This window comes from Enterobacter chuandaensis, from assembly GCF_039718975.1.
In the GTDB taxonomy this organism is placed as follows: domain Bacteria; phylum Pseudomonadota; class Gammaproteobacteria; order Enterobacterales; family Enterobacteriaceae; genus Enterobacter; species Enterobacter chuandaensis.
Genome location: NZ_CP097174.1, coordinates 165119 through 190865 on the forward strand (window position 1 = coordinate 165119; position 25747 = coordinate 190865).

22 protein-coding genes and 6 pseudogenes are annotated in these 25747 nt (G+C 54.7%); 16 read left to right on the forward strand and 12 right to left on the reverse strand.

Features of this window, described 5'->3' with window-relative positions:
- Positions 1-33: 33 nt before the first annotated feature.
- From MX657_RS23195 to tetR(D), 3 genes and pseudogenes are all read right to left on the reverse strand, one after another.
- Positions 34-267 (reverse strand): annotated as a pseudogene (locus MX657_RS23195) (DDE-type integrase/transposase/recombinase); the annotation flags it as partial.
- A 43-nt stretch (positions 268-310) separates the two neighbouring features.
- Complete coding sequence (locus MX657_RS23200) at positions 311-1015, reverse strand: IS6-like element IS26 family transposase (RefSeq protein WP_001067834.1); 705 nt, start codon at positions 1013-1015, stop codon at positions 311-313.
- Positions 1016-1026: 11 nt separating this feature from the next.
- Positions 1027-1683, reverse strand: a complete 657-nt coding sequence (gene tetR(D) / locus MX657_RS23205) for a tetracycline resistance transcriptional repressor TetR(D) (protein WP_000113282.1) — start codon at positions 1681-1683, stop codon at positions 1027-1029.
- Positions 1684-1778: 95 nt separating this feature from the next.
- Here tetR(D) and tet(D) point away from each other — a divergent pair, with 95 nt between their 5' ends.
- The 3 genes and pseudogenes from tet(D) to MX657_RS23220 form a co-directional block, all read left to right on the forward strand.
- The gene (gene tet(D), locus MX657_RS23210; RefSeq protein ID WP_001039466.1) at positions 1779-2963 is read left to right on the forward strand and encodes a tetracycline efflux MFS transporter Tet(D); all 1185 of its coding nucleotides are present in this window, start codon (positions 1779-1781) and stop codon (positions 2961-2963) included.
- Positions 2964-3057: 94 nt separating this feature from the next.
- Positions 3058-4167: an S-(hydroxymethyl)glutathione dehydrogenase/class III alcohol dehydrogenase gene (locus MX657_RS23215; RefSeq protein WP_000842134.1), complete on the forward strand. Its 1110-nt coding sequence runs from the start codon at positions 3058-3060 to the stop codon at positions 4165-4167.
- 21 nt (positions 4168-4188) lie between these two features.
- Positions 4189-4611 (forward strand): annotated as a pseudogene (locus MX657_RS23220) (alpha/beta hydrolase-fold protein); the annotation flags it as partial.
- Positions 4612-4656: 45 nt separating this feature from the next.
- Here the strand turns inward: MX657_RS23220 and MX657_RS23225 are convergent.
- Positions 4657-5361 carry an IS6-like element IS26 family transposase gene (locus tag MX657_RS23225; protein ID WP_001067834.1) on the reverse strand — a complete coding sequence of 235 codons (705 nt, stop codon included), beginning with the start codon at positions 5359-5361 and terminating at the stop codon, positions 4657-4659.
- Between MX657_RS23225 and MX657_RS23230 the strand changes: the two genes are divergently transcribed.
- The 9 genes and pseudogenes from MX657_RS23230 to MX657_RS23270 all read left to right on the forward strand — a co-directional run.
- Entirely contained in the window at positions 5352-5711 is a 360-nt protein-coding gene (locus MX657_RS23230; protein ID WP_063945302.1) for a hypothetical protein, read from the forward strand. The genes MX657_RS23225 and MX657_RS23230 overlap by 10 nt on opposite strands.
- 658 nt (positions 5712-6369) lie before the next feature.
- Positions 6370-7026, forward strand: coding sequence for a trypsin-like serine protease (locus MX657_RS23235; protein ID WP_000462754.1), 657 nt, complete (start codon positions 6370-6372; stop codon positions 7024-7026).
- Between the two features lie 202 nt (positions 7027-7228).
- Positions 7229-7726, forward strand: coding sequence for a membrane protein (locus MX657_RS23240; RefSeq protein WP_000340139.1), 498 nt, complete (start codon positions 7229-7231; stop codon positions 7724-7726).
- 4 nt (positions 7727-7730) lie between these two features.
- On the forward strand, positions 7731-9119 hold the full coding sequence (locus tag MX657_RS23245) for a hypothetical protein (RefSeq protein ID WP_000083579.1): 1389 nt from the start codon (positions 7731-7733) through the stop codon (positions 9117-9119).
- A gap of 400 nt (positions 9120-9519) precedes the next feature.
- Positions 9520-9813 (forward strand): helix-turn-helix transcriptional regulator, encoded by a 294-nt coding sequence (locus MX657_RS23250; protein WP_012477377.1) that lies wholly within the window; start codon positions 9520-9522, stop codon positions 9811-9813.
- A gap of 4 nt (positions 9814-9817) precedes the next feature.
- Positions 9818-11143, forward strand: a complete 1326-nt coding sequence (locus tag MX657_RS23255) for a type II toxin-antitoxin system HipA family toxin (protein WP_000088044.1) — start codon at positions 9818-9820, stop codon at positions 11141-11143.
- A gap of 60 nt (positions 11144-11203) precedes the next feature.
- Positions 11204-11410 (forward strand): hypothetical protein, encoded by a 207-nt coding sequence (locus MX657_RS23260; RefSeq protein WP_000134171.1) that lies wholly within the window; start codon positions 11204-11206, stop codon positions 11408-11410.
- Between the two features lie 100 nt (positions 11411-11510).
- The gene (locus MX657_RS23265; protein WP_000985909.1) at positions 11511-11921 is read left to right on the forward strand and encodes a hypothetical protein; all 411 of its coding nucleotides are present in this window, start codon (positions 11511-11513) and stop codon (positions 11919-11921) included.
- 12 nt (positions 11922-11933) lie between these two features.
- Positions 11934-12299 (forward strand): annotated as a pseudogene (locus tag MX657_RS23270) (hypothetical protein); the annotation flags it as partial.
- 277 nt (positions 12300-12576) lie between these two features.
- Here MX657_RS23270 and MX657_RS23275 read toward each other — a convergent pair.
- From MX657_RS23275 to intI1, 4 genes are all read right to left on the reverse strand, one after another.
- Positions 12577-13581, reverse strand: a complete 1005-nt coding sequence (locus MX657_RS23275; RefSeq protein WP_346808587.1) for an IS110-like element IS4321 family transposase — start codon at positions 13579-13581, stop codon at positions 12577-12579.
- 78 nt (positions 13582-13659) lie between these two features.
- On the reverse strand, positions 13660-16632 hold the full coding sequence (locus tag MX657_RS23280; RefSeq protein WP_001138073.1) for a Tn3 family transposase: 2973 nt from the start codon (positions 16630-16632) through the stop codon (positions 13660-13662).
- Positions 16633-16634: 2 nt separating this feature from the next.
- On the reverse strand, positions 16635-17192 hold the full coding sequence (locus MX657_RS23285) for a recombinase family protein (RefSeq protein WP_001162012.1): 558 nt from the start codon (positions 17190-17192) through the stop codon (positions 16635-16637).
- Between the two features lie 305 nt (positions 17193-17497).
- Positions 17498-18511: a class 1 integron integrase IntI1 gene (gene intI1, locus MX657_RS23290; protein ID WP_000845054.1), complete on the reverse strand. Its 1014-nt coding sequence runs from the start codon at positions 18509-18511 to the stop codon at positions 17498-17500.
- A 394-nt stretch (positions 18512-18905) separates the two neighbouring features.
- On the opposite strand from intI1, the gene MX657_RS23295 reads away from it, so the two are divergent.
- Positions 18906-20441, forward strand: a complete 1536-nt coding sequence (locus MX657_RS23295; protein WP_012372821.1) for a fluoroquinolone efflux MFS transporter QepA1 — start codon at positions 18906-18908, stop codon at positions 20439-20441.
- 27 nt (positions 20442-20468) lie between these two features.
- On the opposite strand, the gene MX657_RS23300 is transcribed toward MX657_RS23295, so the two are convergent.
- The gene (locus tag MX657_RS23300) at positions 20469-20837 is read right to left on the reverse strand and encodes a mechanosensitive ion channel domain-containing protein (protein WP_001470701.1); all 369 of its coding nucleotides are present in this window, start codon (positions 20835-20837) and stop codon (positions 20469-20471) included.
- A 256-nt stretch (positions 20838-21093) separates the two neighbouring features.
- Positions 21094-21960 (reverse strand): annotated as a pseudogene (locus MX657_RS23305) (IS91-like element ISCR3 family transposase); the annotation flags it as partial.
- A gap of 65 nt (positions 21961-22025) precedes the next feature.
- Between MX657_RS23305 and MX657_RS23310 the strand changes: the two are divergent.
- Positions 22026-22730 carry an IS6-like element IS26 family transposase gene (locus tag MX657_RS23310; protein WP_001067834.1) on the forward strand — a complete coding sequence of 235 codons (705 nt, stop codon included), beginning with the start codon at positions 22026-22028 and terminating at the stop codon, positions 22728-22730.
- A 53-nt stretch (positions 22731-22783) separates the two neighbouring features.
- Here MX657_RS23310 and MX657_RS23315 read toward each other — a convergent pair.
- Positions 22784-23415, reverse strand: a pseudogene (locus MX657_RS23315) (transposase); the annotation flags it as partial.
- Between the two features lie 394 nt (positions 23416-23809).
- On the opposite strand from MX657_RS23315, the gene MX657_RS23320 reads away from it, so the two are divergent.
- Positions 23810-24466: a quinolone resistance pentapeptide repeat protein QnrS1 gene (locus tag MX657_RS23320; protein ID WP_001516695.1), complete on the forward strand. Its 657-nt coding sequence runs from the start codon at positions 23810-23812 to the stop codon at positions 24464-24466.
- A gap of 318 nt (positions 24467-24784) precedes the next feature.
- On the opposite strand, the gene MX657_RS23325 is transcribed toward MX657_RS23320, so the two are convergent.
- The gene (locus tag MX657_RS23325) at positions 24785-25399 is read right to left on the reverse strand and encodes a recombinase family protein (protein WP_014839983.1); all 615 of its coding nucleotides are present in this window, start codon (positions 25397-25399) and stop codon (positions 24785-24787) included.
- Between the two features lie 161 nt (positions 25400-25560).
- Here MX657_RS23325 and MX657_RS23330 point away from each other — a divergent pair.
- A pseudogene (locus MX657_RS23330) lies at positions 25561-25743 on the forward strand (DUF4158 domain-containing protein); the annotation flags it as partial.
- Between the last annotated feature and the right edge of the window lie 4 nt (positions 25744-25747).

Sequence of the window (25747 nt, forward strand, 5' to 3'; positions counted from 1 at the left end):
CGATGAGGCAGCCTTTTGTCTTATTCAAAGGCCTTACATTTCAAAAACTCTGCTTACCAGGCGCATTTCGCCCAGGGGATCACCATAATAAAATGCTGAGGCCTGGCCTTTGCGTAGTGCACGCATCACCTCAATACCTTTGATGGTGGCGTAAGCCGTCTTCATGGATTTAAATCCCAGCGTGGCGCCGATTATCCGTTTCAGTTTGCCATGATCGCATTCAATCACGTTGTTCCGGTACTTAATCTGTCGGTGTTCGGCACTGTTGCAAAGTTAGCGATGAGGCAGCCTTTTGTCTTATTCAAAGGCCTTACATTTCAAAAACTCTGCTTACCAGGCGCATTTCGCCCAGGGGATCACCATAATAAAATGCTGAGGCCTGGCCTTTGCGTAGTGCACGCATCACCTCAATACCTTTGATGGTGGCGTAAGCCGTCTTCATGGATTTAAATCCCAGCGTGGCGCCGATTATCCGTTTCAGTTTGCCATGATCGCATTCAATCACGTTGTTCCGGTACTTAATCTGTCGGTGTTCAACGTCAGACGGGCACCGGCCTTCGCGTTTGAGCAGAGCAAGCGCGCGACCATAGGCGGGCGCTTTATCCGTGTTGATGAATCGCGGGATCTGCCACTTCTTCACGTTGTTGAGGATTTTACCCAGAAACCGGTATGCAGCTTTGCTGTTACGACGGGAGGAGATATAAAAATCGACAGTGCGGCCCCGGCTGTCGACGGCCCGGTACAGATACGCCCAGCGGCCATTGACCTTCACGTAGGTTTCATCCATGTGCCACGGGCAAAGATCGGAAGGGTTACGCCAGTACCAGCGCAGCCGTTTTTCCATTTCAGGCGCATAACGCTGAACCCAGCGGTAAATCGTGGAGTGATCGACATTCACTCCGCGTTCAGCCAGCATCTCCTGCAGCTCACGGTAACTGATGCCGTATTTGCAGTACCAGCGTACGGCCCACAGAATGATGTCACGCTGAAAATGCCGGCCTTTGAATGGGTTCATGTGCAGCTCCATCAGCAAAAGGGGATGATAAGTTTATCACCACCGACTATTTGCAACAGTGCCGTAAGCTGCACCTCAAACCCCCGGATCAGGCTCTCCAGGCCATGCAGAAAGGCCTGCTCACCATCATCACTGTCCATAATCTGCAGCGCTTCCCGCAATAGCGGCGGCAGGTTTTCGTCCGGTGCTGCAGGGCGGTCGGTCAGGGCGGCAGTATGCTCCTGCTGCTCCAGTACGGCACCAAGGGTAAAATGACTGACCGCTGAAATCGCATATAACCCGTCGCGCAGTGAAAAGCCGTTTTCTGTCATAAAGCGTAACTGGGTTTCCACCGTATCATACTGTTTTTCATCAGGGCGGGTGCCGAGGTGCACTTTTGCCCCGTCACGGTAACGCAGCAGCGCCCGGCGGAAACTCATTGCATTATTGCGCAGAAATGACTGCCAGGATTCCCCCGCCGCAGGCAGTGAATAATCATGATGACGCGCCAGGATCTCCACCGCCAGCGCATCCAGTAACGCCCGTTTATTTTTCACATGCCAGTAAAGTGTCGGCTGTTCTATTCCCAGCTTCTGCGCCAGCTTGCGGGTCGTCAGCCCGTCAATCCCTGTCTCATTCAGCAGTTCCAGTGCCGCATCAATAACCGATTCTCTGTTCAGCCGTGCCATGACCGTCTCCTCCGATTTTCAGATTGACACTCTATCATTGATAGGGATATATTCCAACTCTATCAATGATAGGGAATTAACACAGGATCTGAAAAATGAATAAACCCGCTGTCATCGCGCTGGTGATTACACTGCTGGACGCGATGGGAATTGGTCTGATCATGCCGGTATTACCGTCACTGCTGCGGGAATATCTCCCGGAAGCGGATGTGGCAAACCATTACGGCATTCTGCTGGCGCTGTATGCGGTGATGCAGGTCTGTTTTGCTCCGCTGCTGGGCAGATGGTCAGATAAGCTGGGGCGCAGACCGGTGCTGCTGTTATCCCTGGCGGGTGCCGCGTTTGATTACACACTGCTGGCACTGTCCAATGTGCTGTGGATGTTGTATCTCGGGCGGATTATCTCCGGGATCACTGGTGCCACCGGCGCGGTTGCGGCTTCGGTAGTGGCGGACAGCACGGCGGTCAGCGAGCGTACCGCCTGGTTCGGCCGTCTCGGTGCGGCCTTTGGTGCCGGGCTGATTGCCGGGCCGGCTATCGGCGGACTGGCGGGGGATATCTCACCGCATCTGCCGTTTGTCATTGCGGCAATACTGAATGCCTGCACCTTTCTGATGGTCTTTTTTATCTTTAAACCGGCGGTACAGACAGAAGAAAAACCGGCGGAGCAGAAACAAGAAAGCGCAGGTATCAGCTTTATCACACTGCTTAAACCTCTGGCGCTGTTGCTGTTTGTCTTTTTTACCGCGCAGCTTATCGGGCAGATCCCGGCCACTGTCTGGGTATTGTTTACGGAGAGCCGCTTTGCCTGGGACAGCGCGGCGGTCGGTTTTTCACTGGCGGGACTCGGGGCGATGCATGCACTGTTTCAGGCGGTGGTTGCCGGGGCGCTGGCAAAACGGCTGAGTGAGAAAACCATTATTTTCGCCGGATTTATTGCCGATGCCACCGCGTTTTTACTGATGTCTGCTATCACTTCCGGATGGATGGTGTATCCGGTCCTGATCCTGCTGGCAGGCGGCGGAATTGCACTGCCTGCATTGCAGGGCATTATCTCTGCCGGGGCATCGGCGGCAAATCAGGGAAAACTACAGGGTGTGCTGGTCAGCCTGACCAATCTGACCGGCGTGGCGGGCCCGCTGCTGTTTGCTTTTATTTTCAGTCAGACACAGCAGAGTGCGGACGGTACGGTGTGGCTGATTGGCACGGCACTGTACGGTCTGCTGCTGGCAATCTGTCTGCTGATCAGAAAACCGGCACCGGTGGCGGCCACCTGCTGACCGGCGCTATACAGGCAGCGCTGTTGTGCGGTATGGTGGACGGCATTCGTGCTTATCGCCTGCCATGATAAGCCTCAGACACAGAGGAACCGTTATGAAATCACGCGCAGCAGTCGCCTTCGGGCCGGGTTTACCCCTTGAAATTGTTGAAATTGATGTGGCACCGCCGAAGAAAGGTGAAGTGCTGGTGAAAATCAGTCACACCGGGGTATGCCATACCGATGCCTACACGCTTTCCGGTGATGATCCGGAAGGTCTGTTCCCGGTGGTGCTCGGCCATGAAGGTGCCGGGGTGGTGGTTGAGGTCGGTGAGGGCGTGACCAGTGTGAAACCGGGCGACCATGTGATCCCGCTGTACACCGCCGAGTGCGGCGAGTGTGATTTCTGTACCTCCGGTAAAACCAACCTCTGTGTTGCCGTCCGCGAAACCCAGGGCAAAGGCGTGATGCCGGACGGCACCAGCCGTTTTTCGTATAACGGTCAGCCGCTCTATCACTATATGGGCTGCTCGACATTCAGCGAATATACCGTTGTGGCGGAAGTATCACTGGCGAAAATCAATCCGCAGGCCAATGCGGAGCAGGTTTGCCTGCTCGGCTGCGGCGTGACCACCGGGATCGGCGCGGTACACAATACCGCGAAGGTACAGGAAGGGGATTCTGTGGCGGTATTCGGCCTCGGCGGTATCGGGCTGGCCGTGGTGCAGGGCGCACGTCAGGCAAAAGCGGGGCGCATCTTTGCCATCGATACCAATCCATCCAAGTTTGAGCTGGCAAAACAGTTCGGCGCCACAGACTGCATTAATCCCAATGATTATGACAAACCTGTTCAGCAGGTGCTGGTCGAAATGACCAAATGGGGTGTGGATCATACCTTTGAATGTATCGGCAATGTCAATGTGATGCGGTCGGCGCTGGAAAGTGCGCACCGTGGCTGGGGGCAGTCGGTAATTATCGGGGTGGCGGGTGCCGGAAAAGAGATTTCAACCCGTCCGTTCCAGCTGGTGACCGGCCGGGTCTGGAAAGGCACGGCGTTCGGCGGCGTGAAAGGGCGTACCCAGTTGCCGGGAATGGTGGAAGATGCCATGAGCGGCAAAATCGAGCTGGCGCCGTTTGTCACGCACACCATGGAACTGGATAAAATCAATGAAGCTTTTGATTTGATGCACGACGGCAAATCCATCCGCACAGTCATTCATTACTGATAACGTATTCAGGGAGATACTATGGAACGGATTGAACATCACGTCTGTTTCGGCGGCAGCCAGGAAGTCTGGCGTCACCACTCTGCGGTGACCGGCACGCCGATGACTTTTTCCGTGTTTCTGCCGCCGCAGGCAAAAACAGAGAAATGTCCTGTGCTGTACTGGCTTTCCGGGCTGACCTGCAACGAGCAGAATTTTATCACCAAAGCCGGGGCACAGCGTTACGCAGCGGAACACGGCCTGGTGATTGTCGCGCCGGATACCAGTCCGCGCGGCAGTCAGGTGGCGGATGATAAAGAGTACGATCTCGGCCAGGGTGCCGGGTTTTATGTCAATGCCACACAGGAGCCGTGGAAAGCGCATTATCAGATGTATGATTATATTCTGAATGAGCTGCACACCCTGGTAAGCGGGCATTTCGGCACATCGGAAAAACGGGCACTGTTGCAAAGTTAGCGATGAGGCAGCCTTTTGTCTTATTCAAAGGCCTTACATTTCAAAAACTCTGCTTACCAGGCGCATTTCGCCCAGGGGATCACCATAATAAAATGCTGAGGCCTGGCCTTTGCGTAGTGCACGCATCACCTCAATACCTTTGATGGTGGCGTAAGCCGTCTTCATGGATTTAAATCCCAGCGTGGCGCCGATTATCCGTTTCAGTTTGCCATGATCGCATTCAATCACGTTGTTCCGGTACTTAATCTGTCGGTGTTCAACGTCAGACGGGCACCGGCCTTCGCGTTTGAGCAGAGCAAGCGCGCGACCATAGGCGGGCGCTTTATCCGTGTTGATGAATCGCGGGATCTGCCACTTCTTCACGTTGTTGAGGATTTTACCCAGAAACCGGTATGCAGCTTTGCTGTTACGACGGGAGGAGATATAAAAATCGACAGTGCGGCCCCGGCTGTCGACGGCCCGGTACAGATACGCCCAGCGGCCATTGACCTTCACGTAGGTTTCATCCATGTGCCACGGGCAAAGATCGGAAGGGTTACGCCAGTACCAGCGCAGCCGTTTTTCCATTTCAGGCGCATAACGCTGAACCCAGCGGTAAATCGTGGAGTGATCGACATTCACTCCGCGTTCAGCCAGCATCTCCTGCAGCTCACGGTAACTGATGCCGTATTTGCAGTACCAGCGTACGGCCCACAGAATGATGTCACGCTGAAAATGCCGGCCTTTGAATGGGTTCATGTGCAGCTCCATCAGCAAAAGGGGATGATAAGTTTATCACCACCGACTATTTGCAACAGTGCCTCACGCCTTCATACGAGGTTTTCCGGGGGTATCGTACCCGCCATACCCTGGATGAATTTCTGGAGATGGCCATATCGCTGAATGCCATCCACCCGGATGAATATTTAACGGATATGCTGCTTAAGCCTCATGAGGTGATCGGCGCTCTGGCCGATGAAGGCGACCAGCTGAACAACGCCACCCCGGTTTATTTCTTCCCGGATACCGGCGTCTATGCAGCGGCCGTCAGTGAAACCCGGGTGCTCGATGCCTGGCTTTGCTGGCCATGCTACCCGGCGAACTGGTAACGCGGCCGTTGGAATTGCACCGGCAGGATACGAATTTAACCGACCCCGTGGCGGGAAGGTTATCACAATTGCATGTCCTCATCCCTCAAGCCCCCTGCCAGGCCCTAACGTGCTGTCAGGCTTCGCCTGATTCCCGATCTGCGCCGGTACTTCAGCCGATAACTTTTTGTTTTCTTTTTATTTTCTCCCCATTTCCTCAAAGTTCGCGGGCGACGTGGACAGGGCACCATTGCCGCATGTGGGGTCTTAATAAGGGCAGGGTGGTCAGGTTTGCTCGATGCCGGGGGTAGGCCCTACCCTTTATGGGATGAGGACATGCAATTCACTAAATTAATCGACAGCACCGGTGGTGACTTATCTGTAACGGGTCAGTTTTGATACGGGGAATGTTTCAGGGTTAAGATCTGGAATCATAAAAATATACGCTCCCGTTCAGGACATACGACTTGAAATGGATAATGCCATTAAAGGAATTCCAGCCTTTCGTCGATAACAGTTTCTGACCATCGCCATAACCATGTCATGGAGGAGACTAACCGTGTTTCAGAGGTGAGCTGGTGCCTGGCAAAACATACAAACTCAAATATCAGGAAGCGAGTTTAGTTGTTTATAACATGCAGCCGTGTAACTGATTAGGTACCGGCAAAAGGAGGAAATAATGTTTGAAAACTACGTTTGTAAAATCTATGTAAGCAATGATCCTCATTTTAGTAGCCATCTCGAAGCAACTGCGTTTGGTTTCGATAATGGTCAGCAGCAAAAGATTCTCACCGCAGCCCATGTTGTTACCAATGCTCTTGGAAAAATTTATCCCGTCAGCAATACACTTAAACTTTACGTCAAATTTCTTAACCATCAAGGACTGGTGAACGAAGAGCCTGTTCTAGTCGATTTCATTCTCAATGAGGCTAATGACAGGGCAGACTTTAAAGACGGCATTCCGTTTGTTGACAGTGCAGAAATCGTATTACCAGCTGGAATACAACAGCCTGTAAGTAGTTACTTTAAGGTCCTGGCTCCCGCAGCTGGCATGGGTACATTGGGTGTCGGATATCCAATGAATGAGACAACAATTTCGACATTCCCTGGTGAAGTTTCAGGCATTTGGCCTTTAAATTGCTCAAATCATTCTCCCCAACATCTCACAACTCGCTTTGTAATAGCACATTTCAACACCGATGGTTGCTCTGGTGGACCCTATGTCGTCTCCGAGAATGACGAGCATTTTGTCATTGGAAGTCTGGTTGGAATAATGTCTGGAACCTGCCCAGATTCAAATCCACACATGTCTGTTCAGTCCGCTACTGATTTTTAGCAAAGTCAGTTCCAAAATGACGCTGGCACGATAGTTATTTTGGGTCTGCCCGATATGGCGTCTGCCCTTACTAACAGCAACAGCATTGAAACTGACAAACATGAACTCGAAAGTGCCACAATAGTAAGTCATGATTTCTTCATCACTTTTATGGTGCTCTTTTTCACCTATCACACAGCAAGTTATGAATACGAGGCCTGTAATGGACGCTACCGAAACTGAAGAGCTCGAAAAAATTCGCAAGAAGGCAATGGATGAAGTTACAAGTGCTCTTCAGGCGCTTGAAAATAAGTTCCCGGGTATTACTGAGGGCGCAGCAGCTTTGGCGGGGTCAGGCGTAGGCGCAGCGGCTTCCTTCGGTGCTCTCTATACGCTTGGTACAACGGGAGTGTCAGCAGCAGGCATAACCTCCGGGCTCGCTACAGCAGGGTCTATCGTCGGTGGCGGTATGGTTGCAGGCATTGCGGTATTGGCCGCACCTGTAGCTGTGTTAGGGATTGGCGGGTACGCGATAGTGAAACACAAAAAAAATGCGAAACTGACAGCCGCCCTTAGTCAGGCCATCCAAAAGCTCTACGAAGTTCAGGAAAGGTTGATGTCGAATGCGGAATATTTTAAGGCAGAAATTGCTGGCATCAAGGCAACAATCGACATGCTTACTAAGAAAGCTCCAAAAGGTAGCCTGGTCGCGGTGAGGTAAACACATGAGTCAGTCTCCTTATGATGATGAGTTCAGGGCCATCCGTTATATTCAGCTCCGTGGTCAGGATATCGCGAACGCTCACGAGACAATTAACAGTGATATAGAGAGCCTTAAGGCACAGTTGACCGGGCTAATCAGCGGCACTGAACTTGATGAAGCGGAGCATCTGGCGCTTAAAGAACATCATCTGCGAGAAATGACCCCTTCAGATACTGCCATGCATTCTACTGGTCTCAAGACTATATATAGCGAGGCTAACCAGCGTGTATGCGGTGATATTGGACTGGCCACAATACTCTCCACGGATGACTTGGCTGTTGTAGATGCCCGGATCCAGAATCATATTAAAGAATTTAATGATCGCTACGCACTCGACGCCTGGGATTATGCTATTGCCTGCGGATGCGGGCTCATAGCATCCATGCTGGATTTACTTTGCGTCAGAGCCCCGCCAAAACCTACGGTGAGCTTTACGGCAGAAGTGGATGGTATTTTCAATAAACAGGTGCAGAAAGCCTTCAATGCCATTTTGCCGGAGGACCTGAGTACAAAACTCTCAGATTTGTTCCCTATAGGGGCACCAGACAGTTCGATCAGCAGCGATTTAGTGGGTGCGGCCGGTGGCGTTTTGTCTCCCACAAATCACCGCTTAAGAGCTTTGTCACACGATCCCGTACTGGGCATTATTTTCGGTATAAAGGATATGCTGAACGGGACCTGTACGGTGGTTCAGAATGGACAGATCGTGGTTTATCCTTCCAGTAAAGGCGTTACAGACGAAACCAATATTTTCAGGCTCATCGCCAGAATGTTTGGACACCTGGCATCGGATGTTAATGCCCCCTCAGCAAAAGGAAACCGTGGCATGGGGTTACCGGCTCCTTTTATGGGGCTACTTCGTATGCTTGAGGGGATCCCTGTGGGGAGTTCTAACTTCGGCAAACAAATAGAGTACATGTATGTCAACGGGTATGACTTTCGTCAGTTTATCGTGACAAGTATTCCGATGAGCATAATGGAAGTTTTGATGCGGGTTTTCTATGTGGCGAAACAGGTATCGCTGGGAAAAGGAGCTTTTGGGGAGACCTTACTGGATACCATGCCGTTGCGGCTAAATCCACGCTTCCGGATGATGCTTGCCCTGGGTTATGGAACTTCCAGTGCTGTTAACGCAGGTAAAATGTATATCACCGGCAATATTCTCAATGCGAATTACGCCTCCTGGATGGGGTTGGCCTGGAATGGTTTTCACTCACTCAAGTGGTCCCTTTATCAGCGACACTTAAAGCTTTGGGCCGGTATTGAAAAGGCAGAACTGGAACGGCTTCAGAACAATATAGACAGCATCGAGGCATTGACCATCAGAGCAGGAAACTTGCCAGTCAAGTAACATTCACCGGAGCACCTCCGGAACCCCATAGCCCACCAGCTGCTAAAAATGTCTGCCTTTGCTTTTAATACTCTCTCTGCCTCCTCCCCGAGGCAGAGAGTAGCTCGTAGTTATTTATACAGCTCACAACAGGGCCATAAGATACTCCGCTTCTCGTTTACCGATGATCCTGATCTGTCAGCTCTCTTACCGGATGCTGTACGAGCGTAACGGCTTATTATTGATAGTTCTCTCATATCAAACCTCATAAAGATTTATGCTGCCACTTAGTAACAGCCTAAAGGTTGTACTCTCTATTTAACAGCTTTTAGGCTGTTAATTTGATATTACAGCTTTTAGGGTGTATGTTTAGAAAACAGCGTACAAGGTGTATCAGAGGAACTACTGAGGCCAGCTTATGATCAATAATGATTACCCGTTAAACACGCTCAACCAGTTGCGTCCCTTGCTCATTGGTTTTCGCAAGGCGAATGGCCTGACGCAAAAAGACCTGTCCGAAAGGTTAGGGGTCACTCAACAGACATACTCACGTCTGGAAGCCAACCCTGCCAGTGCGAGCATTGAACGGCTATTCAAGGTGTTTTCTATCCTGGGCGTAAAAATCAGCTTCTCCTCGACAACCGCCTCTTCAGAGGGGAAGCAGACGGAAGAAATGCTTAAATCAAACTCACCTGCACGACAGGAGAAATGGTAACGATATGAGCCGGAAACAGCAGCGTCTGGCAATCTGGATGAACGGAATCAAAGTCGGATACTGGGAAAAAAGTAAAGGGGTAGACAGCTTACAATACCTTCCTGACTGGAGTGCAGACGAACAGGGAAGGCCGCTGTCATTGTCCCTTCCTTTTACTCCCGGGAACCAGGTCTGGCGTGGAAATGTGGTACGTGACTATTTTGATAATTTACTCCCGGACAGCGAAGGCATACGCAGACGTCTGGCAATGCGTTACAAGGCCGATAGCCTGGAGCCTTTTGATCTTCTGACGGAGCTGGGAAAAGACTGCGTGGGCGCGATACAGCTGCTTCATGACGGAGATGAACCCACAGATTTATATTCCGTGAAGTATCACCCGCTTACTGAATCAGAAATTGCGGCAACTTTGCGTAATACCACGGAGACATTGCTACCGGGCAGGCCAGAAGATAACGACGACTTACGTTTATCTATTGCCGGTGCTCAGGAGAAAACAGCCCTACTGTGGCATGAAGATCGGTGGTGTATGCCGGAGGGTAATACACCAACGACGCATATATTCAAGCTACCGCTCGGACTTGTGGGGAACATGAAAGCCGACATGCGCTCGTCGGTTGAAAATGAATGGCTCTGCTCGGTACTTCTCGAACAGTACGGGCTCCCCGTGGCAAGAACGCAGATTGCTCACTTTGAAGATCAGAAAGCGCTGGTGGTAGAACGTTTTGACCGAAAATGGTCAGGAAACGGACAATGGATCATTCGTTTACCCCAGGAGGATATGTGTCAGGCCCTGGGCATTTCGCCATTACGAAAATATCAGGCGGACGGCGGGCCAGGTATATCGGAAATTATGGAAGTTCTGAGTAATTCAGACCGTGCTGAGCGTGACAAAGCGCAGTTTTTTATGACGCAGATAGTTTTCTGGATGATGGCCGCAACAGATGGCCACGCTAAAAATTTCAGTATTTCTATTGGGCCACAGGGACGTTATCACCTTACACCACTCTATGATGTGTTGTCGGCATGGCCGGTGATCGGTCATGGGAACAATCAGATATCCTGGCAGAAGTGCAAACTGGCGATGGCCGTACGTGGCAGTAGCAACTATTACCAGATATATCGAATACAACGACGCCACTGGATCAGGCATGGTGAGATAACCGGCCTGAGTAAACAGCAGACAGAGGCGATGATAGAGGAAATCATCGCCAGAACCCCGGGTGTCATTGAACGTGTTAGCGGGCTTCTTCCGGACCAGTTCCCCCAGCAGCTTGCGGAAAGTATTTTTGATGGAATGAGGCAGCAATGCAGGCGCCTGGCTGAGAAATGACAGCCGCAATTTATAGTGTGCATGTTTTCAGAATAGCTGATGTAAGCGTGAGGATTCAGTATGACTGAAGAACAAAAAAGAATAGAGCGGGCTATTGAGTTGGCTTGTCGTTACGGCGGAACCGATGAAATGCATCATCTGCAATGGGTCGTGGATCAGATGGTAAGAGAACTTGCTGGAGAACGTTATGCACAGATTGTAGCAGATGCCACCAGCGGAGAAGATGGGCCTGATACTTACAAATGGAGTGTTGGGATCGCGCCTTAGCATCTGTCAGTCTGGGGATGAAAACGTACTTAACATCCAGCGAATTCCCAGACTTCACATTAAGACTAGAGTAACGGCCGCAATCACGTGAGAGAAAAAAATGGCAATTTTAGCAATCATTGCAGTTATCGCCCTGGGTGGGTACGCCTGCGGGTTTATTAAAGCCCGTGAGCTGAGCGCTTTGCGTAAAGAAATGAAACTATACGTGGATCGCATGGAAGCGGCGGAGCTGGACTTACACGCAATCAGAAGTGTAGCGGAGCACCGGTTGCACGGTGCAGGTAAACAGTTTGCCGACCTTTACAGCCGTATCGACGGTGCAACTGTGACGCTGACACCCGAAGATCAGCTGTTACTGGCAACGATGCCATTTAATATTCAGGATGTAGAAGACATCGTAAACGAGCGCGGTCCAAAGACAATTAGCGGCCGTCCATTCTGGGAAGTTGAGCCAGGCCCGCATGACTATGAATATGGCCCGCAATATCCGTATTTCCCAGACCAGCGCTAGGAAGAGATCAAGATGAGAGAGCCAAGACCCCGCCATACCTTGCAGGTCATTCGAGTGCCTTCTCTGGAGGTTCAGGATCTGGGGCTGACCAGCTTTGATAGCTGGCTTGACGAGAACGGTTATGACAAAACGAATGCCAGAAATAACCGTACCATCTGGGCGAGAGAAGGCGGATGGCATCTGAAACGTTGCAGAAATCTGGAAACTGGCACGGACGATTTCTGGTTTATCGCTTTCGATGGTAAAGGCGGAAAGATATACCCGCTGAAAACCCAAAGAGACTACCGGGCTGCATATCGTAAGCTGGAAGCAGAAGGTTATGCACCTGCGGTCATCGAGCAAATGACCACAGGCGCAGCATATAACCTGGCCTATCCAGGGGTCGTCTCAGAAAACGGAATCTATGGTCACTCCCGTTTTTGCAACACCGATTTTGACGACAAGTTGGCTTGCTTGAATCTATCCGGCGTCTGAATGGGATTTTATTCCCGCGCCTTGATGAGTTCCGCGCCTGATGAACCTCCAGAAAATATACGGCTTCAATGAGCCTTTCCGTTTTACAGGTTCCTCAACAGGCCGGTGGGCCGTTAGTATCATCAATATCAGTATTCGCAAAACCAGATCAGTAATTCTTTAAACCGGTGTATTTCTGCCGTTATGCTACATAAGTTTGCTGTCGTGCCGTTAGGGCCCAGGCTATTCTGGCCAGCTTGTTTGCCAGAGCACAAGTGACGACAAAGTTGCTTTTCCGGCACAGTAAATCCCTGACCCAATCGGCCAATTTGCCAGACTGGTGTTCCAGTTTTTGTATGAATACCCTGGCACATTGAACCAACAAAGTTCGGATCTTTTTATTACCTCGCTTACTAATTCCCAGCAATGTCGTCCTACCTCCCGTGCTGTACTGCCGAGGTACAAGCCCTGTTGCCACCGCAAAGTCACGGCTGCTGGCGTACTGCTTCCCGTCGCCAATCTCAGTTGAAATAGTACTCGCTGTCAGTGTTCCGACGCAGGGAATGCTCAGCAAGCGCTGTCCAACCTCATCTTCGTCCAACTTTCGTTTCAACTGGGATTCCAAATCTTTAATCTGCTCAACAAGATAGTGATAATGCTGTTGTAATTTCAGCAATAACTGGCTGAGGTAAAGAGGCAAACTATTATCCTCAAGAATGGTACTCAGTCGGCTAATAACGGCAGCTCCTCGGGGAACGCTAATGCCAAATTCCAGCAGAAAAGCATGCATTTGATTGGTTGTTTTTACCTTATCCTGAACCAGGGATTCACGGACACGATGCAGAGCCCGCATTGCCTGCTGAGATTCCGTTCTGGGCTGCACAAAACGCATAGACGGACGCGATGCAGCTTCACAAATAGCTTCGGCGTCGACAAAGTCGTTTTTATTGCTTTTAACGAACGGGCGGACAAATTGTGGTGATATCAGCTTTGGGGAATGCCCCAACTCTTCCAACTTGCGTGCCATAAAGTGAGAACCGCCACAGGCTTCCATTGCGATGGTTGTAGCGGGGCATGTCGCCAAAAATTCGATCAACTTTGGCCGGGTAAATTTTTTACGGTAAACAGCCTTCCCGCGACGATCCTGGCAATGAATATGGAAAGAGTTTTTACCCAGATCGATACCAATGAGCGCAATGTTTTCCATGATAGTTCTCCGAATGAAAGCCTGTCCTCAGCATAGTACCGGGAAGGAGGGAGTGACCATCTCATTAAATAAAGCACGCTAAGCCGGTGGCAGCGGTCGCAATGGCCTAAACTTCCCCGCACCGACCTTGGCGCTGCTGCGCCATAGGTAATCGCCGGTCAGGTTGATGTGCTCCCACCCCAGCGGCGACAGATATTGCAACAATGTGTCGTCCAGCGCCGTGCCGTTGCCACGCAAAGCACTGGTGGCACGCTCCAGATATACCGTGTTCCACAACACGATGGCCGCCGTCACCAGATTGAGGCCGCTGGCCCGGTAGCGCTGCTGCTCAAAACTGCGGTCGCGGATTTCACCCAATCGGTAGAAGAAGACCGCCCTGGCCAGCGCGTTGCGCGCCTCGCCCTTATTCAGCCCCGCATGGACGCGGCGGCGCAGCTCCACGCTTTGCAGCCAATCCAAAATGAACAGCGTGCGCTCGATGCGCCCCAGCTCGCGCAACGCCACGGCCAAGCCGTTCTGGCGCGGGTAGCTGCCGAGTTTGCGCAGCATCAGCGAAGCCGTTACCGTGCCTTGCTTGATGGAGGTGGCCAGCCGCAGAATTTCATCCCAATGGGCGCGTATTTGCTTGATGTTCAGCCTGTCGCTGCTAATCATCGGCTTGAGCGCGTCATAGGCGGCATCGCCCTTGGGGATGAATAGCTTGGTTTCGCCCAAGTCACGGATACGCGGCGCGAAGCGAAATCCCAGCAAATGCATCAAGCCAAACACGTGATCGGTGAAGCCTGCCGTGTCGGTGTAGTGTTCCTCGATGCGCAAGTCCGACTCGTGGTACAGCAGGCCATCAAGCACGTAAGTTGAATCACGAATGCCCACGTTGACCACCTTGGCACTGAAGGGCGCGTACTGGTCGGAGATATGGGTGTAGAAAGTCCGTCCTGGACTGCTTCCATACTTCGGGTTGATATGACCAGTGCTTTCTGCTTTGCTGCCGGTTCTGAAGTTCTGGCCGTCCGACGATGACGTGGTGCCGTCACCCCAGTTGCCGGCGAAGGGTTGCCGAAACTGCGCATTCACCAGCTCGGCCAGCGCCGTCGAATAGGTTTCATCGCGGATGTGCCAGGCTTGCAGCCAAGACAGCTTGGCGTAGGTGGTGCCAGGGCAGGACTCGGCCATTTTGGTCAGACCCAGGTTGATCGCGTCGGCCAGGATCGTCGTCAACAGCAAGGTTTTGTCCTTGGCCGTGTCGCTGGTCTTCAGGTGTGTGAAGTGGCGGGTGAAGCCCGTCCATTCATCGACCTCCATCAGCAACTCGGTGATTTTGAGGTGCGGCAGCAGCATAGCTGTCTGGTCGATCATGGCTTGCGCGGCGTCTGGTACTGCCGCGTCCAGCGGCGTGATCTTCAGGCCTGACGCGGTGGTGATGATGGCATCCGGTAAGTCGTTGGCCGCAGCCATGCGGTTGACTGTGGCGAGTTGCGCCTCCAACAATTCCAACCGGTCATGCAGGTATTGGTCGCAGTCGGTGGCCACTGCCAGCGGCAATTCGCTGGCCAGCTTCAAAGTGGCGAACTTCTCGACCGGCACCAGGTATTCGTCGAAGTCCTTGAACTGGCGAGAACCCTGCACCCAGACATCACCGGAGCGCAGCGCGTTCTTCAGCTCCGACAGGGCGCATAACTCGTAGTAACGCCGGTCGATGCCGTCGTCGGTCAGAACCAGCTTTGCCCAGCGCGGCTTGATGAATGCGGTTGGCGCATCGGCGGGCACCTTGCGCGCGCTGTCGCTGTTCATGCCGCGCAGCATGTCGATGGCATCGAGCACACCCTTGGCGGCGGGCGCAGCCCGCAATTTGAGCACGCCCAGGAACTGCGGCGCGTAGCGGCGTAGCGTGGCATAGCTTTCACCGATGTGGTGCAGGAAATCAAAGTCGGCAGGCCGCGCCAATGTTTGCGCTTCGGTGACGCTGGCGGCGAAGGTGTCCCAGGGCATAACGGCCTCGATGGCGGCGAACGGATCGCTGCCGCTTTGCTTGGCCTCAATCAACGCTTGACCGATGCGCCCATACATCCGCACCTTGTCGTTGATCGCCTTGCCGGAAGCCTGGAACTGCTGCTGATGCTTGTTCTTGGCCGCGTTGAACAGCTTGCCGATGATGCGATCGTGAAGGTCGATGATTTCATCGGTGACGGTGGCCATGCCTTCGATGGCCAGCGCTACCAGCGTGGCATAGCGTCGTTGCACCTCGAACTTTGCCAGATCAGCAGGCGTCATCTGGCCACCTTCACGAGCGATTTTGAGCAGGCGGTTCTGGTGAACCTGCCGCTCGATGCCTGCGGGCAGATCAAGTGCTTGCCAGGATTTCAGGCGCTCAATATGTTCGAGCATGTGGCGAGAGTTCGGTTTGGCAGGCGACTGGCGCAGCCATGCCAGCCACGTCACTTTACTGCCGTCCTTGCGCTTGAGAAGTTCGTCCAGGCGCTGACGGTGGGGTGATAACAAAGAATCGGTCAGCGCCGCGTAAATGCGTCGGTTGGCACGGGTGATGGCCTCGGCGCTTGCGCGCTCGATGGCATTCATGGCGGGCAGGATAATGCTCTGCCGCCGCAGATTCTCGACAAGTGCGCTCGCCAGCACGATGCCTTTGTCGGTCTGCAAGGCCAGCTCGGTCAATGTATGCACGGCTTGCCGATAGTGGCTCATGGTGAAGGGCTTGAACCCAAAAACCGTTTGCAGCTCGACCAAGTGCTCCCGCCGTGTCTGTTCGCGCTGGCCGTACTCGCTCCAACTTTCCACTGGCATCTTGAGTTGCGCGGCCACCATGCGCAACAGGGGCGGAAACGGAGGCTCATCGACGCCCAAAAAGGTGCCAGGGAATCGCAAGTAGCAAAGCTGCACAGCGAAGCCCAATCGATTCGCGGCGCCGCGACGCTGACGGATCACCGACAGGTCGGTTTCGTTGAACGTGTAGTGCCGTATCAGTTCGTCTTTGGCATCTGGCAGTGCCAGCAGGCTTTCGCGCTCGGTGGCGGACAGGATTGAGCGGCGTGGCATGGTCAGTCTTCCCGCAGGTACTGGTACAAGGTTTCGCGGCTGATGCCGAAGTCACGGGCCACCAAGGTTTTTTGGTCGCCTGCCGCAACTCGCCGTTTCAACTCGGCAATTTGTTCGCTGTTCAGCGATTTCTTTCGTCCCCGGTAGGCACCGCGCTGCTTGGCCAGCACGATTCCCTCGCGCTGACGTTCGCGGATCAGGGCGCGCTCGAACTCAGCGAAGGCTCCCATGACCGACAGCATCAGATTGGCCATCGGTGAGTCCTCGCCGGTGAACTTCAGCCCTTCTTTGACGAACTCCATGCGCACGCCCCGTTGTGTCAGCCCTTGGACGATGCGGCGCAGGTCATCAAGGTTGCGTGCCAGCCTGTCCATGCTATGCACCACCACGGTGTCGCCCTCGCGGACGAAGGCCAGCAGCCTTTCCAGCTCGGGACGCTGGGTGTCCTTGCCAGAAGCCTTGTCGGTGAACACCCGCGCCACCTGAACACCCTCCAATTGCCGTTCCGGGTTCTGGTCGAAGCTGCTGACGCGGACATAGCCGATGCGTTGACCTTGCAAGATGCCTCCAAAGGCAAAAGTGTCAGGATGAAATCTATTACCTTTGACGGAATATGTCAATCAATAGGAAATTTAACTCTATTCTGACATCGTTTGCACATGGTGTCGTTTTCAGAAGACGGCTGCACTGAACGTCAGAAGCCGACTGCACTATAGCAGCGGAGGGGTTGGATCCATCAGGCAACGACGGGCTGCTGCCGGCCATCAGCGGACGCAGGGAGGACTTTCCGCAACCGGCCGTTCGATGCGGCACCGATGGCCTTCGCGCAGGGGTAGTGAATCCGCCAGGATTGACTTGCGCTGCCCTACCTCTCACTAGTGAGGGGCGGCAGCGCATCAAGCGGTGAGCGCACTCCGGCACCGCCAACTTTCAGCACATGCGTGTAAATCATCGTCGTAGAGACGTCGGAATGGCCGAGCAGATCCTGCACGGTTCGAATGTCGTAACCGCTGCGGAGCAAGGCCGTCGCGAACGAGTGGCGGAGGGTGTGCGGTGTGGCGGGCTTCGTGATGCCTGCTTGTTCTACGGCACGTTTGAAGGCGCGCTGAAAGGTCTGGTCATACATGTGATGGCGACGCACGACACCGCTCCGTGGATCGGTCGAATGCGTGTGCTGCGCAAAAACCCAGAACCACGGCCAGGAATGCCCGGCGCGCGGATACTTCCGCTCAAGGGCGTCGGGAAGCGCAACGCCGCTGCGGCCCTCGGCCTGGTCCTTCAGCCACCATGCCCGTGCACGCGACAGCTGCTCGCGCAGGCTGGGTGCCAAGCTCTCGGGTAACATCAAGGCCCGATCCTTGGAGCCCTTGCCCTCCCGCACGATGATCGTGCCGTGATCGAAATCCAGATCCTTGACCCGCAGTTGCAAACCCTCACTGATCCGCATGCCCGTTCCATACAGAAGCTGGGCGAACAAACGATGCTCGCCTTCCAGAAAACCGAGGATGCGAACCACTTCATCCGGGGTCAGCACCACCGGCAAGCGCCGCGACGGCCGAGGTCTTCCGATCTCCTGAAGCCAGGGCAGATCCGTGCACAGCACCTTGCCGTAGAAGAACAGCAAGGCCGCCAATGCCTGACGATGCGTGGAGACCGAAACCTTGCGCTCGTTCGCCAGCCAGGACAGAAATGCCTCGACTTCGCTGCTGCCCAAGGTTGCCGGGTGACGCACACCGTGGAAACGGATGAAGGCACGAACCCAGTTGACATAAGCCTGTTCGGTTCGTAAACTGTAATGCAAGTAGCGTATGCGCTCACGCAACTGGTCCAGAACCTTGACCGAACGCAGCGGTGGTAACGGCGCAGTGGCGGTTTTCATGGCTTGTTATGACTGTTTTTTTGTACAGTCTATGCCTCGGGCATCCAAGCAGCAAGCGCGTTACGCCGTGGGTCGATGTTTGATGTTATGGAGCAGCAACGATGTTACGCAGCAGGGCAGTCGCCCTAAAACAAAGTTGGGCTTCACCAGAGTATCAAGTTGCCGAGCTGGCGATAACCTAAAACATTAAAAAGAGGTTTGAAATGAATGAAGGAAAAAATGAGGTCAGTACTTCAGCTGCTGGCCGGCTACGACCGTGCCCCCTGATGTGCGACGGGCAACAGGCATGCGTGTCACGCGCGCCTGAATGCGGATGGGTGTTGCCATCGACGGCATGTCGAAATGCGCGCGTTGCCTTCGTCGTTAAAGCATTCTTGTCCCGGAAGTTTTGAGTATGTCCGCCACGCTCCACGACACCGCAGCGGATCGTCGGAAGGCCACCCGCCGCGAATGGATCGGCCTGGCCGTGGTCGCCCTGCCGTGCCTGGTCTACGCCATGGACCTCACGGTGCTGAACCTGGCGCTGCCGGTGCTCAGCCGTGAACTGCAGCCCTCCAGCGCCCAGCTTCTCTGGATCCTGGACATCTACGGCTTCTTCGTCGCCGGCTTCCTGATCACCATGGGCACGCTGGGCGACCGCATCGGCCGGCGCCGGCTGTTGTTGATCGGCGCGGCGTTCTTCGCATTCGCCTCGGTGCTCGCGGCGCTGGCCGATACCGCCGCGCTGTTGATCGCGGCGCGCGCCTTGCTCGGCCTGGCCGGCGCCACCATCGCGCCGTCCACCATGGCGCTGGTCCGCAACATGTTCCACGACCCGCGCCAGCGCCAGTTCGCCATCGGCGTGTGGATCGCCGCGTTTTCGCTGGGCAGCGCGATCGGTCCGCTGGTCGGCGGCGTGTTGCTGGAGTTCTTCCACTGGGGCGCCGTGTTCTGGCTCAACGTGCCGGTGATGCTGCTGACGCTGGCGCTCGGCCCTCGCTTCCTGCCCGAGTATCGTGATCCGGACGCGGGGCACCTGGACCTGGCCAGCGTGCTGCTGTCGCTGGCGGCGGTGCTGCTGACGATCTACGGGCTCAAGCAGTTGGCCGAGCATGGAGCGGGCCTCGCCTCGATGGCTGCGCTGCTGGCCGGGCTGGCGGTCGGGGCGCTGTTCCTGCGCCGCCAGGGCCACATCGCCTACCCGCTGCTGGACCTGCGGCTGTTCGCGCACGCGCCGTTCCGCGCGGCGCTGGCGGCGTATGCGCTGGCCGCGCTGGCCATGTTCGGCGTCTACATCTTCATGACGCAGTACCTGCAGCTCGTGCTGGGGCTGTCGCCGCTGCAGGCCGGGCTGGCCACGCTGCCCTGGTCCCTGTGCTTCGTCATCGGTTCGCTGTTGTCGCCGCAGCTCGCGGCGCGCTGGCCGGCGGCGCGCATCCTCGTCGTGGGCCTGTCGGCAGCGGCGTTCGGCTTCGCCGTGCTGGGGCTGGGGCAGGGCCTGTGGTGGCTGGTGCCGGCCACGATCGTCATGGGCCTGGGCCTGGCGCCGGTGTTCACCATCGGCAACGAGATCATCATCACCAGCGCGCCGTCCGAGCGCGCGGGCGCGGCCTCGGCCTTGTCGGAGACGGTGTCCGAATTCAGCGGCGCGCTGGGCATCGCGCTGTTCGGCAGCGTCGGCCTGGTGGTCTACCGGCAGGCGCTGACCAGCGCGGCGCTGCCCGGCCTGCCGGCCGATGCGCTGCAGGCGGCCGGTGCCTCGCTCGGGGGCGCCGTGCACCTGGCCGACACCCTGCCGGCGTGGCAGGGCGCGGCCTTGCTGGCGGCCGCACGCGCGGGCTTCACCGATGCGCTGCAGGCCACGGCCTGGGCCGGCGCGGTGCTGGTGCTGGTGGCCGCTGGGCTGGTGGCGCGCCTGCTGCGCAAGCGCCCAGCGCTCGCATCTGGTTGACCCGCTCGCGTCCGGACCGCGCTGGATTCAGCGCGCTGCTGGCGGGGCGGCTGCAGGTCGCATGGCCTCAGGCGGCTCTTCTGGCTGCGCGAGGTAGACGGTCTGCGTCGGAAACGCGATCTCGGCGCCATGCGACTCGACGATGCGCCCGATGCGCAGCAGCACATCCTGCTTGATCTCGTGGAAGGTGACCCACACCGTGGTCTTGGTGAAGGTGTAGACCATGATGTCCAGCGAGCTCGGCCCGAACGCGTTGAAGTTCACGATCAGCGTCTGCGTGGTGTCGATGCCGTCGTGCGTGGCCAGCATGGCGCGGATGTCGGCGACGATGGGCTCGACCACGCCGAAATCGTTGTAGCGCACGCCGATGGTCTCTTTCAGGCGGCGGTGCGACATGCGCGAGGGGTTGCGTATAGGAAGTTCAAACGCCCTTTTCGGGCAGTCTGCTGGGTAGGCGGCGGTCGCGCAAGCCCCGTTTTGGGCACGGATCGGACGTCTGTGAGTGGGATTTCGGCATCGCGGGGCCACGCAGCGGCGTTGTCAGCAGCCATGCTTCGCTGATTCCCGACAGCGGGCCGAGCGCCGCCCTGCGGATCGTGGCCGCATCGGCTCGGATTCCGGTTTCGCCGTCGGCTGTGCAGCCGGCAGATCGTCACGCGGCTTGCACTGGCGGCGCGCGCGCTGCGGGCCTGTAGTGCGCTTCTTCCCGCGCGCCGTGCTTCTCGAAGTGGGCGAGGATGGCGCGGATGGCGGTGGGTTCCTCGATGCTGGCGACGATCCGCACGGTGCCACCGCAGTGGACGCAGGCGGTGACGTCGATGGAAAAGACCCGCTTGAGCCGTTGCGCCCAGCTCATCGCACGGCGCTTCTCCTCGGGGCTGCGCGGCGCGTCGTGGGCGCTGACGTCCACTGGCGCCGCATCGCCCGCAGGCCGCTTGCCGCGCCCCGAGGGCGTCAGCTGCGCACGCAGGTTTGCATTCGGGGCGAATACGCCGTGGAAGCGGGTGAGATGCGCGCGAGGTGGCGGGACCAGCGCCGCCAGCTTGGCGATGAAATCCACCGGATCCCATTCCACATGCGTGGTGCCATTGCGCCACGGGGTCTTGAGCTGGTAACGCACCCTGCCCTGGAGCGCTATCGACAGCCGCTTCTCGCTGATCGCCGGGCGCGTGATGTAGCGGCACAGCTTTTCCAGCTTGTGGCTTTCGTGTGCTTCGGCCGCCACGCCGGCATGCAGTGAGAAGCCGCCGACCTTGCCGGCTTCGCCCTCCAGCGAACCGGCGTCACCGGGCAGCGTTTGCAGCGTGACGACCTTGCAGCCAGCGTCGCGGCCGGTGGCGATGCGGTAGGTGATCGAACTCATCCGCAGCCCATCCATGCTGTCGTCGCCTGCAGCGCTGTCTGCCAGGAAGGCCGATTCGCCCTCCCCTTCGAGCCAGCCTTTGCGCGTCAGGTGCCGACACACCCGGTGCGCGATGGTAGCTGCCAGCTGGGTCAACTGCGCGGTGGTGGGCGCACGGGGGCACTGTTGCAAATAGTCGGTGGTGATAAACTTATCATCCCCTTTTGCTGATGGAGCTGCACATGAACCCATTCAAAGGCCGGCATTTTCAGCGTGACATCATTCTGTGGGCCGTACGCTGGTACTGCAAATACGGCATCAGTTACCGTGAGCTGCAGGAGATGCTGGCTGAACGCGGAGTGAATGTCGATCACTCCACGATTTACCGCTGGGTTCAGCGTTATGCGCCTGAAATGGAAAAACGGCTGCGCTGGTACTGGCGTAACCCTTCCGATCTTTGCCCGTGGCACATGGATGAAACCTACGTGAAGGTCAATGGCCGCTGGGCGTATCTGTACCGGGCCGTCGACAGCCGGGGCCGCACTGTCGATTTTTATATCTCCTCCCGTCGTAACAGCAAAGCTGCATACCGGTTTCTGGGTAAAATCCTCAACAACGTGAAGAAGTGGCAGATCCCGCGATTCATCAACACGGATAAAGCGCCCGCCTATGGTCGCGCGCTTGCTCTGCTCAAACGCGAAGGCCGGTGCCCGTCTGACGTTGAACACCGACAGATTAAGTACCGGAACAACGTGATTGAATGCGATCATGGCAAACTGAAACGGATAATCGGCGCCACGCTGGGATTTAAATCCATGAAGACGGCTTACGCCACCATCAAAGGTATTGAGGTGATGCGTGCACTACGCAAAGGCCAGGCCTCAGCATTTTATTATGGTGATCCCCTGGGCGAAATGCGCCTGGTAAGCAGAGTTTTTGAAATGTAAGGCCTTTGAATAAGACAAAAGGCTGCCTCATCGCTAACTTTGCAACAGTGCCGAAGCAGATTATGCGTTCTCATAATGCGATACACCCGCTTTGCATTAACCACAGGCAGGCCGTCCCGCTCCGACTCCCGTCGCAGCAGCGCCCACACACGGCGATAACCATACGTCGGCAGGTCAGCCACCGCCATGTTTATCCGGGACAATACGGTGGTATCGTCAGAACGGGGCTGCCGTCTGCGATCCTGTCAGTCAGATGGCCGGTGAACCCGAATGCTCAACTGCGCACGCGACACGCCAAGACTTCTGCAAACGTCGCTTATTCGTCGTTCCCAGGCAACGAGGGCGCATGCGCAATCCATTTTTTTGCCCGGCCGAACTCCACGGCCTCTTTGAGTATCTCGGCTTCCATCGTCTTTTTGCCCAGAAGGCGCTGGAGTTCGCGAATTTGCTTATTGGCGGCAGCGAGTTCGGAGGCCGGCACCACTTCCTCGCCCGATGCAACAGCCGTCAGTGAACCGTCTTAATATTGCTTGCGCCATTTGAATATCTGGTTTGCATTGATGCCATGCAGGCGCGCGACATGAGACACGGTCATACCGGGCTCCATAGTCTGCTGAATAATGGCAATTTTTTCCTGCGGTGTACGACGCCGACGCCGCTCAGGTCCTGATAACACTCCAACCATCTTATCGTTCTGACTGGTATTAAACATAGTTCCAAGACTACCTCTTATTTTAAGAGAGTCGAAGTGTCTGGTGATCTATGGGGCCAGTCTAGCCCTCTTCCAAGTGTAGGGAGATATAGTCAAAGTTTGCTTCTCCGCCGATGAGTCCGCCCTGCGTCGGATAGTCCGATTTTTTACCGGCGAAGCACGGCTCTCCTAACCCTATCTAAAGCGAATAACTTTTTTCAACAGGGCCGCGTGCCAATGCAAGAGCGATAGGCGCTCTACGCGCCAATTTGACCACTTAAAACAGGTAAATTGAGGGGTTGTAATGTGTTGATGTAACAGGCTTTTATTTTAATGTCTTGGCATATGTATAATGGTAGTCTAGCCCTCCTTTCAACAAGGAGTACTCATGGAAACCTACAATCATACATATCGGCACCACAACTTTTCACATAAAGACTTAAGTGATCTCACCTTCACCGCTTGCACATTCATTCGCAGCGACTTTCGACGTGCTAACTTGCGTGATACGACATTCGTCAACTGCAAGTTCATTGAACAGGGTGATATCGAAGGCTGCCACTTTGATGTCGCAGATCTTCGTGATGCAAGTTTCCAACAATGCCAACTTGCGATGGCAAACTTCAGTAATGCCAATTGCTACGGTATAGAGTTCCGTGCGTGTGATTTAAAAGGTGCCAACTTTTCCCGAACAAACTTTGCCCATCAAGTGAGTAATCGTATGTACTTTTGCTCAGCATTTATTTCTGGATGTAATCTTTCCTATGCCAATATGGAGAGGGTTTGTTTAGAAAAATGTGAGTTGTTTGAAAATCGCTGGATAGGAACGAACCTAGCGGGTGCATCACTGAAAGAGTCAGACTTAAGTCGAGGTGTTTTTTCCGAAGATGTCTGGGGGCAATTTAGCCTACAGGGTGCCAATTTATGCCACGCCGAACTCGACGGTTTAGATCCCCGCAAAGTCGATACATCAGGTATCAAAATTGCAGCCTGGCAGCAAGAACTGATTCTCGAAGCACTGGGTATTGTTGTTTATCCTGACTAATTGCTTTGATGTGTGATTTTAAACGCTCAAATTTATAAAACGAATAATATTGTCAACCTTGCAATAATAGACATAGGGACAACCATGTATAAATTTTTACCCTCAGGCGTCTTCACAATAGAGCCATATAGCAGTGGGTCACTTAGTGGGCTTAATTTTTCCATTAAAGATAATATTAATATTGCTCAGTATAAAACATCATATGGTAGCCCATCTTGGCAAGTAAACATAAGGCTGCCATTTATAAGGCACTGTTGCAAAAATGTGGAGGTGATAGGGGTACTACGCCGGAACCCCAGATTTTTCCGTCCGTTCAAATTATCCACGGTTGAACAGCTTGATCCCGTCCGCCCGCAGTTGACCAACAGGGGAAATATGCCTGTACAAAGTTTGCCGGGTTATCCCAAGTTCCTGGCATAGCGTACTGACCTTTGTTTCTGATTGTCCCATTGATGCCATTGCCAGTCGCAGTTTGACTGGCGTCATTTTATAAGGTCGGCCGCCGTTCCGCCCACGGGCTCTTGCTGATGCCAGACCTGCAGTCGTTCTTTCAGCAATCAGTTCGCGCTCAAACTCCGCCAGTGCGGCAAAGATACCGAAGACAAGCTTGCCAGCGGCCGTTGTTGTGTCGATAGTCGCCCCGTGACCGGTCAGCACTTTCAGACCGGTCCCCCTCGCGGTCAGGTCGTGCACTGTATTAATGAGATGACGAAGATCACGACCGAGGCGGTCCAGCTTCCATACGACCAGCGTGTCTCCGGGTCGTAGTGCTTTCAGACAGGCTGTAAGTCCAGGACGCTCTTCTCGTTTGCCCGATGCCCGGTCCTCATAAAAATGTGCGGCATCAACACCTGCGGCGATCAGTGCATCACGTTGTAAATCATTCGTCTGCGAACCATCCGCTTTTGACATCCGAATATATCCGATGAACATATTTCCTCTGTCACATATACGTTCGATTATGTGACATTCTGATTTGGGTACCATAATCTGTCAACGGTAGTCACATTACCCGTAATTTAAATTATGACACGTAAAGGTTCTATGTTAATGATAATGTGACAAGCGCGTTTAAATAGGCATAAGGATCAGAGATGCCTACTAAAAATAAGCTCCTCAGTATTCTTTCGGACGCCGAGCAGGAAGCGCTCTATGGTCTACCTGATTTCGATGATGCACAGCGGCTGGAGTTTCTGGCGCTGAATGAATATGAACTGGCGCTGGCCTGCAGTCGCCGGGGGCTTCACGCTCAAATTTATTGCATCATCCAGATCGGAGAGC